Below are 13,585 nucleotides of genomic sequence, written 5' to 3'. Positions count from 1 at the left end.
TCAGTGCGCGCCGCCACTCACGCGCAAGCGCGGATCGACGGCGAAGTACAGCAGGTCGACGACCAAGTTGATCACGACGAAGATCAGCGAGATCAGGCAGAGATAGGCCGCCATCACCGGAATGTCGGCGAACTGCACCGCCTGGATGAACAGCAACCCCATGCCGGGCCATTGAAACACGGTCTCGGTGATGATCGCAAAGGCAATCAGCGATCCCAGCTGCAGGCCGGTGATCGTGATGACGGGGACCAGCGTGTTCTTGAGCGCGTGGCCGAAGTAGATCGTGCGGTCGCTGAGGCCGCGGGCGCGGGCGAACTTGATGTAGTCGGCGCGCAGGACCTCCAACATCTCGGCGCGCACGATGCGCATGATCAGCGTCAACTGGAACACCGCCAGCGTGATGCCCGGCAGCAGCAGATGGCGCAGCCCGTCGCCGGTCAGCAGGCCGGTGCTCCAGCCGCCGAGCATCACCACCTCGCCCCGGCCATAGCTTGGCAGCCAGGCCAGCTGCACCGCGAAGACGAGGATCAGCAGGATCCCGATGAGAAAGGTCGGCAGCGCCACACCCAGCAGCGACAGCGTCATCAGGAGTTGGGAGCCGAAGCTTCCCCGCCGCAGCGCCGCGTAGACGCCGAGCGGAATGCCGAACACCAGCGCGATCACCGCCGCCGTCGCCGACAGCTCGAGCGTCGCCGGGAACCGCTCGGCGATCAGCGCGGAGACCTTGCGGCCCTGCTTCAGGCTGACCCCGAACTCGCCCTGCGCCGCATTGCCGGCGAAGTGCGCGAACTGCACGATGAAGCTCTGATCGAGCCCGAGGTCCTTGCGGAGTTGCTCGCGCTGTTCCGGCGTGGCGTCCTGACCGAGCAGGTTGTTGACCGGATCGCCGACGTACTGGAACAGCATGAAGGCGATGAAGGCCACCGTCAGCATGACGACGACGGCCTGCGCCAGGCGGCGAAGAATGAAAACCAGCATGGACGGGGGCCTCCGGCTTGGGCTCGGGCGAGCGGCTTGTGACCTGCCCTGGCACGACCTGACCCCGGAGGCGGGACGCTTCAGAAGGAACCCATCATCGAGGAGCGTACGCCCACCGGCAAGTGGGTTAGCCCTTGACGCGGCATGAACGCGACGTCGCCTCGACCGACGTCCGCCAACGAAAAAACCGCCCGAAGGCGGTTTGGCAAGGCCGTCGGCGCGCGCGGAAGACCGCGCGCGACGGACCGGTCAGAAGCGGTGACGGATACCGACGATCGAACCGCCGCGCTTCTCGGCGTTGTTGGCGAAGCGGACTGCACCTTCGTGCTTGGTGTAGTCCAGTTCGAGGTAGACGTCCGTGCGCTTGGAGAAGGCGTAGTCGGCCACGAAGGCGAAGTAGTGGCCCTTGCTCTTGGTGTTGGCCAGCGGCGCGCTGTAGTGCGTCTGCGTGGCATACCAGTAGTGGGCGCCCAGGTTCAGCTGCGGAGTCAGTTGATAGGCAGCGCCGGCGGAGATCATGTCGCGCTTCTTCACGTCATTGGCGGCGGCATTCAGCACGGTGCCCAGCAGGCCGGACGTGTAGGCAGCGCCCAGCAGGCCGCCCTGGTCGAACTTGTTGGTCGCCCAGGAGAGGTTGATGTACCACGGACCGTCCGTGTACGCGCCGCCAGCGGTGTAGCCCTTGACCTTCTTGCCCAGGGTGTCCTCGACCTGCAAGTAGGCGCCGCCGAAGGCGATGGGGCCCTGGTTGTAGCGCAGCAGACCGCCGAACGACTTGTTCTGCGAGTTGCCTTCCCCGGCCGAGACCTGGATTTCGCCGCGGACAGGGCCGGTCTCGAACAGGTACTTGACCATGTTGTCCTGGCGCGCGCCCATCGACAGGCCGATCTCGGGCTTGTAGGCCTCGATGTAAGGCGAGTACTTGAACGATGCGTAGGTCGACGTGTAGATGTCGAACAGGATGTTGTATTGACGACCCAGGGTCAGGCGGCCGAAGTCGGCCGACTGGATGCCAACCCAGGACTGGCGCCAGAAGTCGGCGGCGGCCACGGTGCCGGTGTCGGAGTTCAGGCGGTGTTCGAGGTTGGCGATGGCCTTCAGACCGCCGCCCATGTCCTCGGTCACGTTCACGCCGAGGCGGCTCTGGGACATGCCGCCGGGGATGACTTGCTTCTCGGAGCTTCCGGCGTTCGCGTTGCTGGTCCAGCGCAGACCCACGTCGACGATGCCGTAGAGCTGCACGCTCGATTGTGCCCAGGCGGCACTGGTGCTCGCTGCAAGGATGCTCAGCGCCAAGGCGGCTTTCTTCATGTGATGTCTCCTGTATGTTTGGTGTGGTCGCCGGAATCGATTCTCAGCGAAGCCCCCAGACGGAGACGCTTTGTGTTGCACATCGCCCACGCGAGCAAACCCTGTCAAGTTTGTGACGCTCCGACAGAGGGAAAACCCGCGAAGACTGTCTACAAAATCAACAACAGTGCGTTGCGACGACAGTGCTTGATCGGCTCACGCAAGACCTGGCACCTGCGGGACAGGGGCGGTACGGGCAAACGTTGAGACGAAAAAAAGCCGCCCCGAGGGGCGGCTTTCGTAGCGCAGTGCGCTGATCCGAGGATCAGAAGCTGTGCTTGATACCGACGTCGATGCCACCCGACTTGCCGCCGACAGCGGACGCCACGGCATTGTTCTGCACGCGGAAGTTCGAGTTGTCGTTGTCGATGATGGAGGCCGTCGTGTACAGCGCGGTGCGCTTCGACAGGTTGTGCTGGTAGCCGATCGTGAACGCTTGCGCGTCGCCACGAGCTGCTTGCGGGCCAGCGTCGGCAGCACCGTTGGTCTCAGCCTTGGTGTACTGAGCGGTCACCGAACCGGCAGCCGTCACCGGCACCACGGCGCCGATCGTGTACAGGTTCTGCTTGCGCGAACCGAACTTCAGCTGGCTGAACAGGCCTTGCACCTTGACGATCTTGAAGTCGTAGCTGGCGCCCAGGGACAGCTGCTTGTACTTCGAGTTCAGCGAGTCGGTGGTCTGGTAGCCACCAGCGACGTTCAGGTCGCCGGCCTTGTAGCCCAGACGGCCACCGTACGACTTCTTGCCGTCGGTGCCTTCACCAGCGGCCACGTCGAACGAGCCGTACACGCCGCCCAGGTCGGCCGGCAGGAAGTACTGAACCAGGTTGTCGGCACGGTTGATCGTGTCGATGTTCGAGCCCAGCAGGCTGTACGTGCGGGTGACGTCGCCCAGACCGGTGGTGCTGTAGACGTCGAAGTCATCGACGACCAGGCGGGTCGAGGTCTTGCCACGGCCCAGACGGACTTCACCGAAGTCGCCCATCAGGCTCACGGAAGCGCGACGGCCCCAGAAGCGGGTAGCGTCAGCGGTGCCGGTGTCGGCAGCCAGGGCGCCTTCCAGCCAGAAGCCAGCCTTCAGGCCGCCACCCAGGTCTTCGACGCCACGGACGCCGATGCGGCTGGAGGAGCTGCCGTCGTTCGTCAGTTGCTTCGTGTCCTGGCCATTGGCCTTCGTGTAACGGGCAGCCACGTCGATGACGCCGAACAGCGTGACGGACGATTGAGCGGCAGCGGCACCAGCGAAACCAGCCAGCACAGCCAGCGCGACGAGAGATTTCTTCATTAGAGACTCCTAGATCTTCAATGAGGTTGCGGTTGGTAGATCGCCCGCAAACCAAGCTCCTGCAATGAAGCTGTGGTGTATTGCAACAGGTCCGATCACGCCTGACCAGCCGCTACCCCGTAAAAGTCCTGATTTCGTTGGGTCGAAGCAACGCGTATGGGATTAAAAAATTGTGTCATCACGCATTCGCACAAAGGATCAACCCGCACCGGCGAACCGCTTGACGCCACGCTCCTAAACTGCGGTCCCATGCCCACGGCGAGCATTCAAGATGGAATTTCAGAGTTCGCGCCCGGCGCGCATATTGTCTAGAGCGGACGCGTGGATATCCACGCTGGACCACAGCTTGAAGACGCTGGCGGGAGTCGCGCCCACGGTCAGGCCCGCGCCCGCGCCCGCGGCGATGGACGCCCCGCTGGAGGAATCGGCGCGCAAGCTGGCCGCCTCGCTGATGCGGGTCAACCATGTCGGCGAGGTCTGTGCGCAGGCGCTTTACCGCGCTCAGGCCCTGACCACGCGCGACGAAGCGCTGCGCCAGCACCTTGAGCACGCCGCCCAGGAAGAGGTCGACCACCTCGCCTGGTGCGCCGCCCGGCTCCGCGCGCTCAACGACCGCCCCAGCCTGCTCAATCCGCTCTGGTATGGGGGCGCCTTCGCGATCGGTGCCGCCGCCGGGCTGATCGGCGACAAGGTCAGCCTGGGTTTCGTCATCGAGACCGAACGCCAGGTTGAAGCCCACCTGGCGAGCCATCTGGAACGGCTGCCGGAGGGAGACCAGAGTTCGCGGGCCATCGTCGCGCAGATGAAGGAAGAGGAGGCCCGCCACGCCGAGGAAGCCCGGGCACTGGGCGGGGTCGACCTGCCCGCGCCCGTACGAGGGCTGATGCGGCTCGCCGCCAAGGTCATGACGCGGACGGCCCATCACCTTTAGAGCGGCACCCTCCCCTGCCGGCGGGCCTAGCCCTCGATGATCTCCACCGAGGTGGTGATCTCTGCGGTCTTCGCCAGCATGATGCTGGCGGAGCAGTACTTCTCGTGGGAAAGCTGGACCGCGCGCTCGACGGTGGCCTGAGGCAGGTTCTTGCCCGTGACGACGAAGTGCATGTGGATCTTCGTGAAGACCTTCGGATCCACCTCCGCGCGGTCGGCGCTCAGCTTGACCTGGCAGCCGCGGACATCATGCCGGCCGCGCTTGAGGATCAACACGACGTCATAGGCCGTGCAGCCGCCCGTGCCGGCCAGCACCGTCTCCATCGGTCGCGGCGCCAGGTTGCGACCGCCGCCGTCCGGCGCGCCATCCATGTTGATCATGTGCCCGCTGCCGGTCTCCGCGATGAAGCTCATGCCCTCCGCGCCCATCCAGTTGATCGTGCATTCCATTCGTCGTTCCTTCGTTCCATGGGCCGTTCGAACCATCCGGCGACGATCTGACCCCATTTCCAGCGCGCCGCCGGTCGTTGCGCCTCACTCTGGCGGTGATTTTGCGCATTTAGAGGCCCGACTCCAGGGCCGGAGACCTCAAAAAATATTGCAGCGCAACATGCATCCCCCTAGAATTCTAGGCATGCGATAGCGCTACCCCAAGTTGTGGGGTCAGCCTCCGCGCCGATTGTCTCCTCCACCGCCTCCATGGTGGATTCAGCCCGAGGCCACAAGCCTCGGGCTTTTTTTCGTCCGTCCCCGGTCCGACGACGACACGCCGGGCGCAAGGCAGGCTCCTCCAATGGCGAACGCGCGCGGCGGCGCGGCGCCGCCGGCCCCGCCGCGCCCCGGACAAACCCTGGCTATCATCGTCCGCCCGACTCCCGCCGCGTCCGCGCGGGAAGGGGAACTGGAGGGATTTCCATGGCCGGCATCCGCCGCGCATCGCGCAAGACCACCTCGACGCGCCTCACGGCGCAACATCCCGCGTTACTCCCCGCCGACCAGAGTTATCTCCAACGGATTCTTAACGCCAAGGTGTATGAGGTGGCGCAGGAAACCTCCCTCGACGCCGCCCGCAATCTCTCCAAGCGCATCGGCAACAAGGTCTGGCTGAAACGGGAAGATCAACAGCCGGTATTCAGCTTCAAATTGCGCGGCGCCTATAACAAGATGGCAAATCTCGCGCCCGAGCAACTGGCGCGCGGGGTGATTTGCGCCTCGGCGGGTAATCACGCCCAAGGGGTGGCGCTATCGGCGAAGAAACTCGGCTGCCGCGCCGTGATCGTGATGCCGGTGACGACCCCCAAAGTCAAAGTCGACGCCGTCCAGGCCTTGGGCGGCGAAGTGGTCCTGTCCGGCGAATCCTTCACCGACGCCTACGGGCACGCACTGGAGCTCGAGCAGCAGCAGGGCCTGAGCTTCGTCCATCCGTTCGACGATCCCGACGTCATCGCGGGCCAGGGCACGATCGCCATGGAAGTGCTGCGCCAGCATCCCGGGCCCATCGATGCGATCTTCGTCGCGATCGGCGGCGGCGGATTGATCTCGGGCGTGGCGGCGTACATCAAGGCCGTGCGGCCGGAGATCAAGGTCATCGGCGTCCAGACCCGGGACTCGGACGCCATGGTGCGCTCGGTCCGCGCCGGCAAGCGGATCACCTTGACCGACGTCGGACTGTTCTCGGACGGCACCGCGGTCAAGCTGGTGGGCGAAGAGACCTTCCGCGTCTGCCGGGAGCTGGTGGACGACTACATCCTGGTCGACACCGACGCCGTCTGCGCCGCGATCAAGGACGTCTTCGTGGACACGCGCAGCATCCTGGAGCCGGCCGGCGGCCTGGGCGTCGCCGCGATCAAGCAGTACGCCGCGCAGCATGGGACCAAGGGCGAGACCTACGTCGCCATCACCTGCGGCGCGAACATGAACTTCGACCGGCTGCGTTTCGTCGCCGAGCGCGCCGAGGTCGGCGAAGAACGCGAGGCGCTGTTCGCCGTCACCATCCCGGAGGAGCGCGGCAGCTTCCGGCGCTTCTGCGAGCTGGTCCAGGGCCGCAGCGTCACCGAGTTCAACTACCGCATTTCCGACCATCAGGTGGCGCACGTCTTCGTCGGCGTTTCCATCACGAAACGGGAGGAGGCCGACAAGCTGGTCCGCAGCTTCGAGCGTCATCGCTTCGCCACCGTGGACCTCACCGACGACGAACTGGCCAAGCAGCATGTGCGCCACATGGTCGGCGGCCGGACCGAGCTGGCGGAGAACGAGCGCCTCTTCCGCTTCATCTTCCCGGAACGGCCCGGGGCGCTGATGCGCTTCCTGTCCAGCATGAGCCCGGACTGGAACATCAGCCTGTTCCATTACCGCAACCAGGGCGCGGACTACGGCCGCATCCTCGTCGGCCTGCAGGTCCCCAAGGGCGACGGCAAGGCGTTCAAGACCTTCCTCGACCAGCTGAACTACCCGTACACCGAGGAAACCGACAACCCGGTGTACCGGCTCTTCCTGCGCTGAAGGGGCGTCAAACCGCCGTGACCTCGCGGGCGCACCGGCGCCCGACGACGACCGCCGTTACGGCTTGACACCAACAGCTGCCCCCGGGACAAGGGGCAGACGCTAGGCGGCGGGGGCAATTGCCGATGGTCCTCCCACAGCGGGGACCGAGAATGGCGGACCCCATGTCCATCCATCAGTCCCTCATCTCGCCGACCGCCAATCCGGAACTGGAACGCGCCTTGCGCCAGCGCCTGGAGCGTCGCTGCACGCTGGCTGGCCGGCTCGGTGAACTGGAGCCGCTCGCCGTGCGCTTGGGGCTGATCCAGGCGACGCAGACGCCGAAGTTCCGCGACCCGACGCTCGTCCTGTTCGCCGCCGATCACGGCCTGGCGGTGGACGGCATCGGGCTGCCCAACGGCCGCAGCACGCGCGAGCAGGCCCTGCTCGCCCTGCAGCACCGACTGCCGTCGACCGTGTTCGCCCGCAATCAGGGCATGCACGTCACGGTCGTCGACTGCGGCATCGCCGAACCCCTGAGCCCCCAGCAACGCCTGCTCGCGCGCAAGATCGCGCACGGTACGCGCAACTCGCGGGCTGGCGCGGCGATGACGGTCGAACAGGCCCACGCCGGCGTGCGCGTCGGCATGGAGATCTCGGACAACCTCGCGGGCAACGTGATCGCCTGCGCGGGCCTGGGCCAGGGATCGCTGGAAGCGTCGGCCCTGGTGCTCTCGCGCTTGATGGACATGCCGGTGCAGGACTTCGTCATTTCCGGCCCCGACATGCCGCACGACGACCTGTCGCACCTGATGCTCGTGCTGCAAGGCGCCCAACAGCGGCACCGCGACGTGCAGGAACCGATGGCGGTCCTGGCGGCCTTCGGCGGGTTCGAGCTGGCGGTGATGGTCGGCGCCATGCTGGTCGCCGCATCGAAGCGTCAGCTGATCCTGGTGGACGGCATTCCCGCCTGCGCGGCGCTGAAGGTGGCGTCGATGATCGCGCCGCCGGTCACCGACTACGCGGTGTTCTGCCGCAGCACGACGCACCGCGGCCTGGACGAGGCGCTGCAGCTGTTCCATGCGGCAGCGCTGCTGGAACTCGGCATGGAATGCGGGGACGGCACCGGGGCGACGCTGGCGTGGCCGTTGGTGCGTTGCGCGGCGGCGCTGCTGACGGAAGTCCAGGACCTGCCCGATGGGGCCATCCACAGCCGCCCGTCCGATTTGCGCGACACGGGCTCGAGCAATCCGGGCGCGCTGCACACGGGTCCGGGACGGACCACGCTGGGTAGCAAGTACTGACCCCCAAGGCGCGCGACGAGCGCGGCTGTCGTCACCTCCCGCGCGGTCAGCGCATTCAATGCATCCAGCGCGTTCAGCGCATCACGCGCTACCTCTTTGGAATCACTTGATCGGGTTGGCGCTGCCGTCCCCGGGCGGCATCTGCGGCAACGAACCGGTGACAGCGGTTGGCGGCACGATGCCGTCGGGTCCCGGCGCGCCGGCGTGCGGCGGCATCTGCGGACCGAAGTTCGGCGGGGGTGCCATGCCGCCCCCCGGTGCGAACTGGGGCTGCTGAGTGGGCATCGCCACGTCCGCCACGCCGGGCGCGAGGCTCAGGCGCACGGTCACCGCATTGCCGGCGCCCAGCCCCACATCGCGGCGATTGATTTCGATCAATTTCAGGTCGCCATCGACGGGATGACCCATGCGCACCGGCTTTGGCAGCGCGCCGGCGACCGCGATCAGCGCGACGCCTTCGCCGGGATAACGCCCGCCGGTGGTCGGCGCGACGACGCCCAGCAGCTGATAGCGCGAAGAGGTGGCTTCGACCGGCGCCTCTGCCGCCTTCGCGGCAGCGAATAGTCGAGTCCAGTCAGCGGGGGCGCTTTCGGACGTCGCGGCACGCGTCATGGCGGGGGCCTGAGGCCCCTTCACCATCAGCGTCAACGCCCAATACGCGAGGCTCGCCGCCATCGCCGCCCAGACTACGAAGCTTAACCATCGTGCATGCATCCGACGATTATGATGCAGCGCGATGGGCCACCAATGGGGGCTCCACGAGGATTGCAACACCATGCGTCGACCCCTTTCGAAGTTCGCCAAGTTCTCTCCGCGCCGCACCCGCGGCTTCACGCTGATCGAACTGATCGTCGCCATCACCATCGTCGCCGTCATGGGCGCGGTGGTCGTGCCGGCGGTGATGAACCACGTCTCCGAAGCCCGCCGCACCGCGGCGCGCTCCGATGTGAACACGCTGATGCAGTCGCTCAAGCTCTACAAGATGGACAACGGCCGCTACCCGAGCGGCGAACAAGGCCTGGCCGCGCTCGTGACCAAGCCCACCACCGGCCCCGCGGCGCCGAACTGGAAGGTCTACATCGAGAAGCTGCCCAAGGACCCCTGGGGCAATCCGTACCAGTACGACAACCCTGGCCTGAAGGGCGAGGTCGACATCTACAGCCTGGGCGCGGACGGCAAGCCGGGCGGCGAAGGCTCGGACGCCGACATCGGGTCCTGGGAATGAGCGCGCGGCCCGCCGTGCGCTCCGTCCCCTCCTCCACCGACTGCCCAGAGCCGTGCGCGCGCGTCCGTCCGGCCGACTGCTCCAGCGCGGCTTCACGCTGATCGAGCTGATCGTCGCGATCACGATCGTGGCGATCGCCAGCGCGACCGTCGCCGTGGCCATGCGCGACCGCGCCGATGTGCAACTGGAGCGCGAGGCGCTGCACCTGGCGTCGGTGCTCGAGACCGCCCGCTCGGAGGCTCGCGCGGCGTCGCTCGACGTGCGCTGGCTGCCCGATTCGAACAGCGACGCCAGCCGTTACCGCATCACCGGCCTGCCCGCCGCGCTGGTCAAGCGCCTGGAGTTGGAACGTCCCTGGCTGGGCGACGCGCCGATCGTCGAGATCGAAGGTGCGAGCGTCAACGGGCGCTCGATCCGGCTGGGCCCGGAGCCGCTGATCGGCGCGCAACGCGTGACGCTAATCCGCGGCGATCACCGCATCACCCTGGCCACGGACGGACTGCGTCCGTTCGCGATCGCGAAGGGGGGCGAATGACGCGCGCGCCGCACCCGTCGAGGCCGCGCGGATTCACGCTCGTCGAAGTCCTGGTGGCGCTGACGATCGTCGCGCTGTGCCTGGCAGCGGGCCTGCGCGCCGCCGGCGCGATGACTTCGAATTCCGACCGGCTCGCGATCAATTCGCTGGCGCAGTGGTGTGCCGAGAACGAACTCACCGAGATGCGCCTGACCAAGGTCTTCCCGAGCATCGGCGACAACAGCATCAGTTGCTCGCAGCTCGGCCGCGACTTCAGCGTCAAGATGTCGGTGCGCGGGACGCCGAATCCGAACTTCCGTCGCGTCGAGGCGCAGGTGTTCGACGACCGGGACCGCCCGCTGCTGACGATCACCACCATCGTGGGACGCAACTCCTGATGCGCCGCGCGACTGGCTCCTCCCGGCGCACGGCGCGCGGGTTCACGCTGATCGAGGTCGTCGTCGCGCTCGTCGTGATGGCGGTGATGTCGGTCATGGCGTGGCGCGCGGTGACCGCGCTGACGACCAGCCGCGAGCGCAACGAGGCCGCGATGGATCGCGCCGAAACGCTGCAGACCCTGATCCGCCAATGGGAGCTGGACCTGCGCGAGGTGCAGAAGAGCGACGTCTTCGACGCGCTGACCTTCGACGGCGCGACGCTGCGCATCACGCGCCGGCGTGAGACCGGGCTGCAGCTTGTCGCCTGGCAGTTGAAGGAGGGTCGGCTGGCCCGTTGGGAATCGCAGACGCTGTCCAACGCCGATGCGTTGCGGGACGCGTGGTTCCGCAGCCAGCAGCTCAACGCCCGGGAAATGCGCGAGCTGCCCGGCCTGGATCGCGTGACGGGCTGGCAGATGTACTTCTTCCAGCAAGGGGCGTGGGCCAACGCGCAGTCCTCGCTCGACAAGGATCCCGCGAGCAACGACCCGTCGAGCAAGGGCGCGGCGGTGAGCAACGCCGTGCCGGAAGGCGTGCGCATGCGGCTGCAGTTCGGCGAGGACAGCGGCTACCGCGGCGAACTGATCCGCGAAGTCGCCGTGGAGGGCGGCAGCTGATGCGCGCCGCCCGCATCGTTCACGCCCGTCCGCGGCGGCAGGCGCGCGGGCGCCGCGGCGCGGCGCTGCTGACCGCCCTGCTGATCGTGGTGCTGGTGACGACCTTGTCCGCCGCGATGCTGTGGCGGCAATCGCGCTCGATCCAGATCGAGGCCGCCGATCGGGGGCGCGCCCAGGCGGACTGGGTGCTGCAAGGCGCGCTGGACTGGGCGCGGCTGATCCTGAGCGAGGACGTCAAGTCCGCGCGCAACAACGCCGCGAAGAGCGACGACCTCGGCGAGGTGTGGGCCGTGCCGCTGGCCGAGGCGCGCCTGTCGAGCTTCCTGTCGCAGGACGAGAACAAGTCGGAGGACGCGGGTCCCGACGCCTTCCTGTCCGGCCACATCGAGGATGCGCAGGGCCTGTTCAACCTGCGCAACCTCGAGACGGTGCCGTCGCAGCCGCAGCCCGGACAGCCGCCGGATCCCCAGGCCACGCAGAAGGCGCTCGACAACCTCAATGCGGCGCGCAGGATCTTCCAGCGCGCCGGCATGAGCGCGTCGATCGCCGAGCAGGTGCAGAAGAACCTGATCGCCTCCGCGGGCGGCAAGGGCACGGACCAGCAAGGCGACGTGCCGCTGAGACCGGTCCGGATCGAGCAGCTGCGCTGGTTCGGCCTCAACGACGAGCAGGTCGCGCGCCTGGCGACGCTGGCCGTGCTGCTGCCGAAGGCGCAGACGACACTGAACCTGAACACCGCCTCCCGGGAGGTCATCGCGGATGTGCTGGGCGTCGACCTGGGCGTGGCCGACAGCATCGTGCGGGCCCGGCAGAGCAAGGCCTTCACCGCCTGGGACGACCGGCTCACCTCGCTGGTGGCGGGCATCTCCGCCACCGACACGCGCCAGGCGATGGCGGCCTTCACATCGAACTACTTCTTCGTCGAGGGCCAGTTGCGCATGGACGATCGGATCCTCGCGCAGCGCTCACTGGTGTTCCGGGACGGCACCAACGTCCGGGTGATCGACCGGCAGCGCCTGCTGCGCCAGTCGACCTTGCCCGGCACGCCCGGCTACGGGGCCGCCCCGTGATCGCCGCGGAAGTCGTCGCGCGCTGCCCACAAGCGCCTGAAACGAATGGAAAGAAGAGGGACGGGATGCATGCACTTGTAAAAGCGCGACTACGGGCTTGCTCGGGGGCGCGCGGCGCCGTTCCGTCACGCAAGCCCTCCTAGAATCCGCGATCTCATGAGTACCCTGCTCATCCTCCTGCCGGCCAGTCCGCCTCAGAACGGTCCCGCCCCGCACGACTACGAATTCTGGTTCAGCCACGACGCGCAGGCGCCGGCCCACGCCAGCGGGCACGGACAGCGCGCCCCGCTGGCCGCGATGCCGCCCGCCGATCGCGTGATGGTGCTGCTCGGCGACGACCAGGTCAGCTGGCTTCCCGCGCAATTGCCCAAGATCAAGGGCGCAAAGTTGCGCAGCGCCGTCGTCGGGGTGATGGAAGACCACCTGCTCGAAGACCCCGACCGGCTGCACCTCGCGCTGCTGGCAAGTCCCGACACCGAGGGCCAGACCCACTGGGTCGCGGTGACGGCACGCGAACCGCTGCGCGCGCACCTGCAGGCCATGGCAGCCGCCGGGCTGCTGGTCGAATCGCTCCTGCCGCTGTCCTGGCCGCAGACCGGCAACGGCGCGGAGGGCGGCCATGTCTACGCCGGCCCCGATGACCGCGCCCGGCTGCGCGTCTTCCGCGCCGACGGCGTGGCCACCTTCCCGCTGGACAGCGGCGGCCTGCGCGGCTGGCTCGGCGAGGACTGGTGGACCGAGGCGCCCGTCAGCGCCAGCCCGGCCGCTTCCGCCGCGGCCGAGCAGTGGCTGGGCCGCAAGGTGCAAGTCCTCAGCGACACCGACCGCGCCTGGGCGGCCCGGGAGGCTCCGGTCAACCTGCTGCAGTTCGACCTGACGCCGCGCCAGCGCGGCTGGCAGCGTGTCCATCAGGCTTGGCAGACGCTGCAGACGCCGGCGTGGCGGCCGTTCCGCTGGGGCCTCGCCGGCCTGATCGCCGTGCAGGTGATCGGTCTGAACGCGATGGCCTGGCAGCAGGGTCGCGCCATCGACGCGCGCAAGGCCGAGCAGGAGGCGCTGCTGCGTCAGGCCTTCCCGCAGATCCGCGTCGTCCGCGACGCCCGTGCCCAGATGGTCCGCGAGACCGAGGCGCTGCGCGGCGGCGCCGGCCAGGTCGGTCCCGGCGATCTGGAAGACCTCCTCGGCGCCGTGGCGCGCGTCTGGCCGCCAGGCGAGCCGCCGCTGCCCGCCATCCGCTTCGAACAGGGCCGGCTGCAACTCACCGGACTGACCGCGCCGCAACGCGCCCAGCTGCGCGATCGGCTCGGCCAGGATCCCGCGCTGCGGGTCGCCGAAGACGGCGAAGCCCTCCAACTCAGCCTGCGACCCGACCACCGATGAACAGCTTCACGACC

14 protein-coding genes are annotated in these 13,585 nt (G+C 67.7%); 9 read left to right on the top strand and 5 right to left on the bottom strand.

What is annotated here, in order from left to right; all coding sequences use genetic code 11:
- The 3 genes from AC07O8_RS09415 to AC07O8_RS09405 all read right to left on the bottom strand — a co-directional run bounded on the left by AC07O8_RS09415 (position 1) and on the right by AC07O8_RS09405 (position 3,613).
- Complete coding sequence (locus AC07O8_RS09415; protein ID WP_495047773.1) at positions 1 to 978, bottom strand: ABC transporter permease; 978 nt, start codon at positions 976 to 978, stop codon at positions 1 to 3.
- A 249-nt stretch (positions 979 to 1,227) separates the two neighbouring features.
- On the bottom strand, positions 1,228 to 2,289 hold the full coding sequence (locus tag AC07O8_RS09410) for a porin (RefSeq protein WP_495047772.1): 1,062 nt from the start codon (positions 2,287 to 2,289) through the stop codon (positions 1,228 to 1,230).
- A gap of 304 nt (positions 2,290 to 2,593) precedes the next feature.
- Positions 2,594 to 3,613 (bottom strand): porin, encoded by a 1,020-nt coding sequence (locus AC07O8_RS09405; protein WP_495047771.1) that lies wholly within the window; start codon positions 3,611 to 3,613, stop codon positions 2,594 to 2,596.
- Positions 3,614 to 3,884: 271 nt separating this feature from the next.
- On the opposite strand from AC07O8_RS09405, the gene coq7 reads away from it, so the two are divergent.
- Positions 3,885 to 4,544, top strand: coding sequence for a 2-polyprenyl-3-methyl-6-methoxy-1,4-benzoquinone monooxygenase (gene coq7 / locus AC07O8_RS09400; protein WP_495047770.1), 660 nt, complete (start codon positions 3,885 to 3,887; stop codon positions 4,542 to 4,544).
- 26 nt (positions 4,545 to 4,570) lie between these two features.
- Here the strand turns inward: coq7 and AC07O8_RS09395 are convergent, their stop codons facing one another.
- The gene (locus tag AC07O8_RS09395) at positions 4,571 to 4,993 is read right to left on the bottom strand and encodes an OsmC family protein (protein WP_495047769.1); all 423 of its coding nucleotides are present in this window, start codon (positions 4,991 to 4,993) and stop codon (positions 4,571 to 4,573) included.
- Between the two features lie 465 nt (positions 4,994 to 5,458).
- Here AC07O8_RS09395 and ilvA point away from each other — a divergent pair, with 465 nt between their 5' ends.
- Both ilvA and AC07O8_RS09385 read left to right on the top strand, forming a co-directional pair.
- Positions 5,459 to 7,045, top strand: coding sequence for a threonine ammonia-lyase, biosynthetic (ilvA, locus tag AC07O8_RS09390; RefSeq protein WP_495047768.1), 1,587 nt, complete (start codon positions 5,459 to 5,461; stop codon positions 7,043 to 7,045).
- A 164-nt stretch (positions 7,046 to 7,209) separates the two neighbouring features.
- Positions 7,210 to 8,328: a nicotinate-nucleotide--dimethylbenzimidazole phosphoribosyltransferase gene (locus tag AC07O8_RS09385; protein WP_495047767.1), complete on the top strand. Its 1,119-nt coding sequence runs from the start codon at positions 7,210 to 7,212 to the stop codon at positions 8,326 to 8,328.
- 102 nt (positions 8,329 to 8,430) lie between these two features.
- On the opposite strand, the gene AC07O8_RS09380 is transcribed toward AC07O8_RS09385, so the two are convergent.
- Entirely contained in the window at positions 8,431 to 9,105 is a 675-nt protein-coding gene (locus tag AC07O8_RS09380) for a hypothetical protein (protein WP_495047766.1), read from the bottom strand.
- On the opposite strand from AC07O8_RS09380, the gene gspG reads away from it, so the two are divergent.
- The 6 genes from gspG (at position 9,104) to gspL (ending at position 13,571) form a co-directional block, all read left to right on the top strand.
- Positions 9,104 to 9,553: a type II secretion system major pseudopilin GspG gene (gene gspG, locus AC07O8_RS09375; protein WP_495047765.1), complete on the top strand. Its 450-nt coding sequence runs from the start codon at positions 9,104 to 9,106 to the stop codon at positions 9,551 to 9,553. The two genes, AC07O8_RS09380 and gspG, sit on opposite strands and share 2 nt — an antisense overlap.
- Positions 9,554 to 9,605: 52 nt before the next feature.
- Positions 9,606 to 10,088: a type II secretion system protein gene (locus AC07O8_RS09370; RefSeq protein ID WP_495047764.1), complete on the top strand. Its 483-nt coding sequence runs from the start codon at positions 9,606 to 9,608 to the stop codon at positions 10,086 to 10,088.
- Positions 10,085 to 10,465 carry a type II secretion system minor pseudopilin GspI gene (gspI, locus tag AC07O8_RS09365; RefSeq protein ID WP_495047763.1) on the top strand — a complete coding sequence of 127 codons (381 nt, stop codon included), beginning with the start codon at positions 10,085 to 10,087 and terminating at the stop codon, positions 10,463 to 10,465. Before AC07O8_RS09370 ends, gspI begins: the two co-directional genes overlap by 4 nt.
- The gene (locus tag AC07O8_RS09360) at positions 10,465 to 11,121 is read left to right on the top strand and encodes a type II secretion system protein GspJ (RefSeq protein ID WP_495047762.1); all 657 of its coding nucleotides are present in this window, start codon (positions 10,465 to 10,467) and stop codon (positions 11,119 to 11,121) included. The genes gspI and AC07O8_RS09360 overlap by 1 nt, the downstream gene beginning before the upstream one ends.
- The gene (gene gspK / locus AC07O8_RS09355; RefSeq protein WP_495047761.1) at positions 11,121 to 12,191 is read left to right on the top strand and encodes a type II secretion system minor pseudopilin GspK; all 1,071 of its coding nucleotides are present in this window, start codon (positions 11,121 to 11,123) and stop codon (positions 12,189 to 12,191) included. Before AC07O8_RS09360 ends, gspK begins: the two co-directional genes overlap by 1 nt.
- A 156-nt stretch (positions 12,192 to 12,347) precedes the next feature.
- Positions 12,348 to 13,571: a type II secretion system protein GspL gene (gene gspL / locus AC07O8_RS09350; protein WP_495047760.1), complete on the top strand. Its 1,224-nt coding sequence runs from the start codon at positions 12,348 to 12,350 to the stop codon at positions 13,569 to 13,571.
- Positions 13,572 to 13,585 lie beyond the last annotated feature (14 nt).

The organism is Roseateles sp. GW821-FHT09G09, from assembly GCF_059415965.1.
The sequence above is the reverse complement of the archived record's forward strand: the minus strand, read 5'-3'. Positions and strand labels throughout refer to the sequence as shown.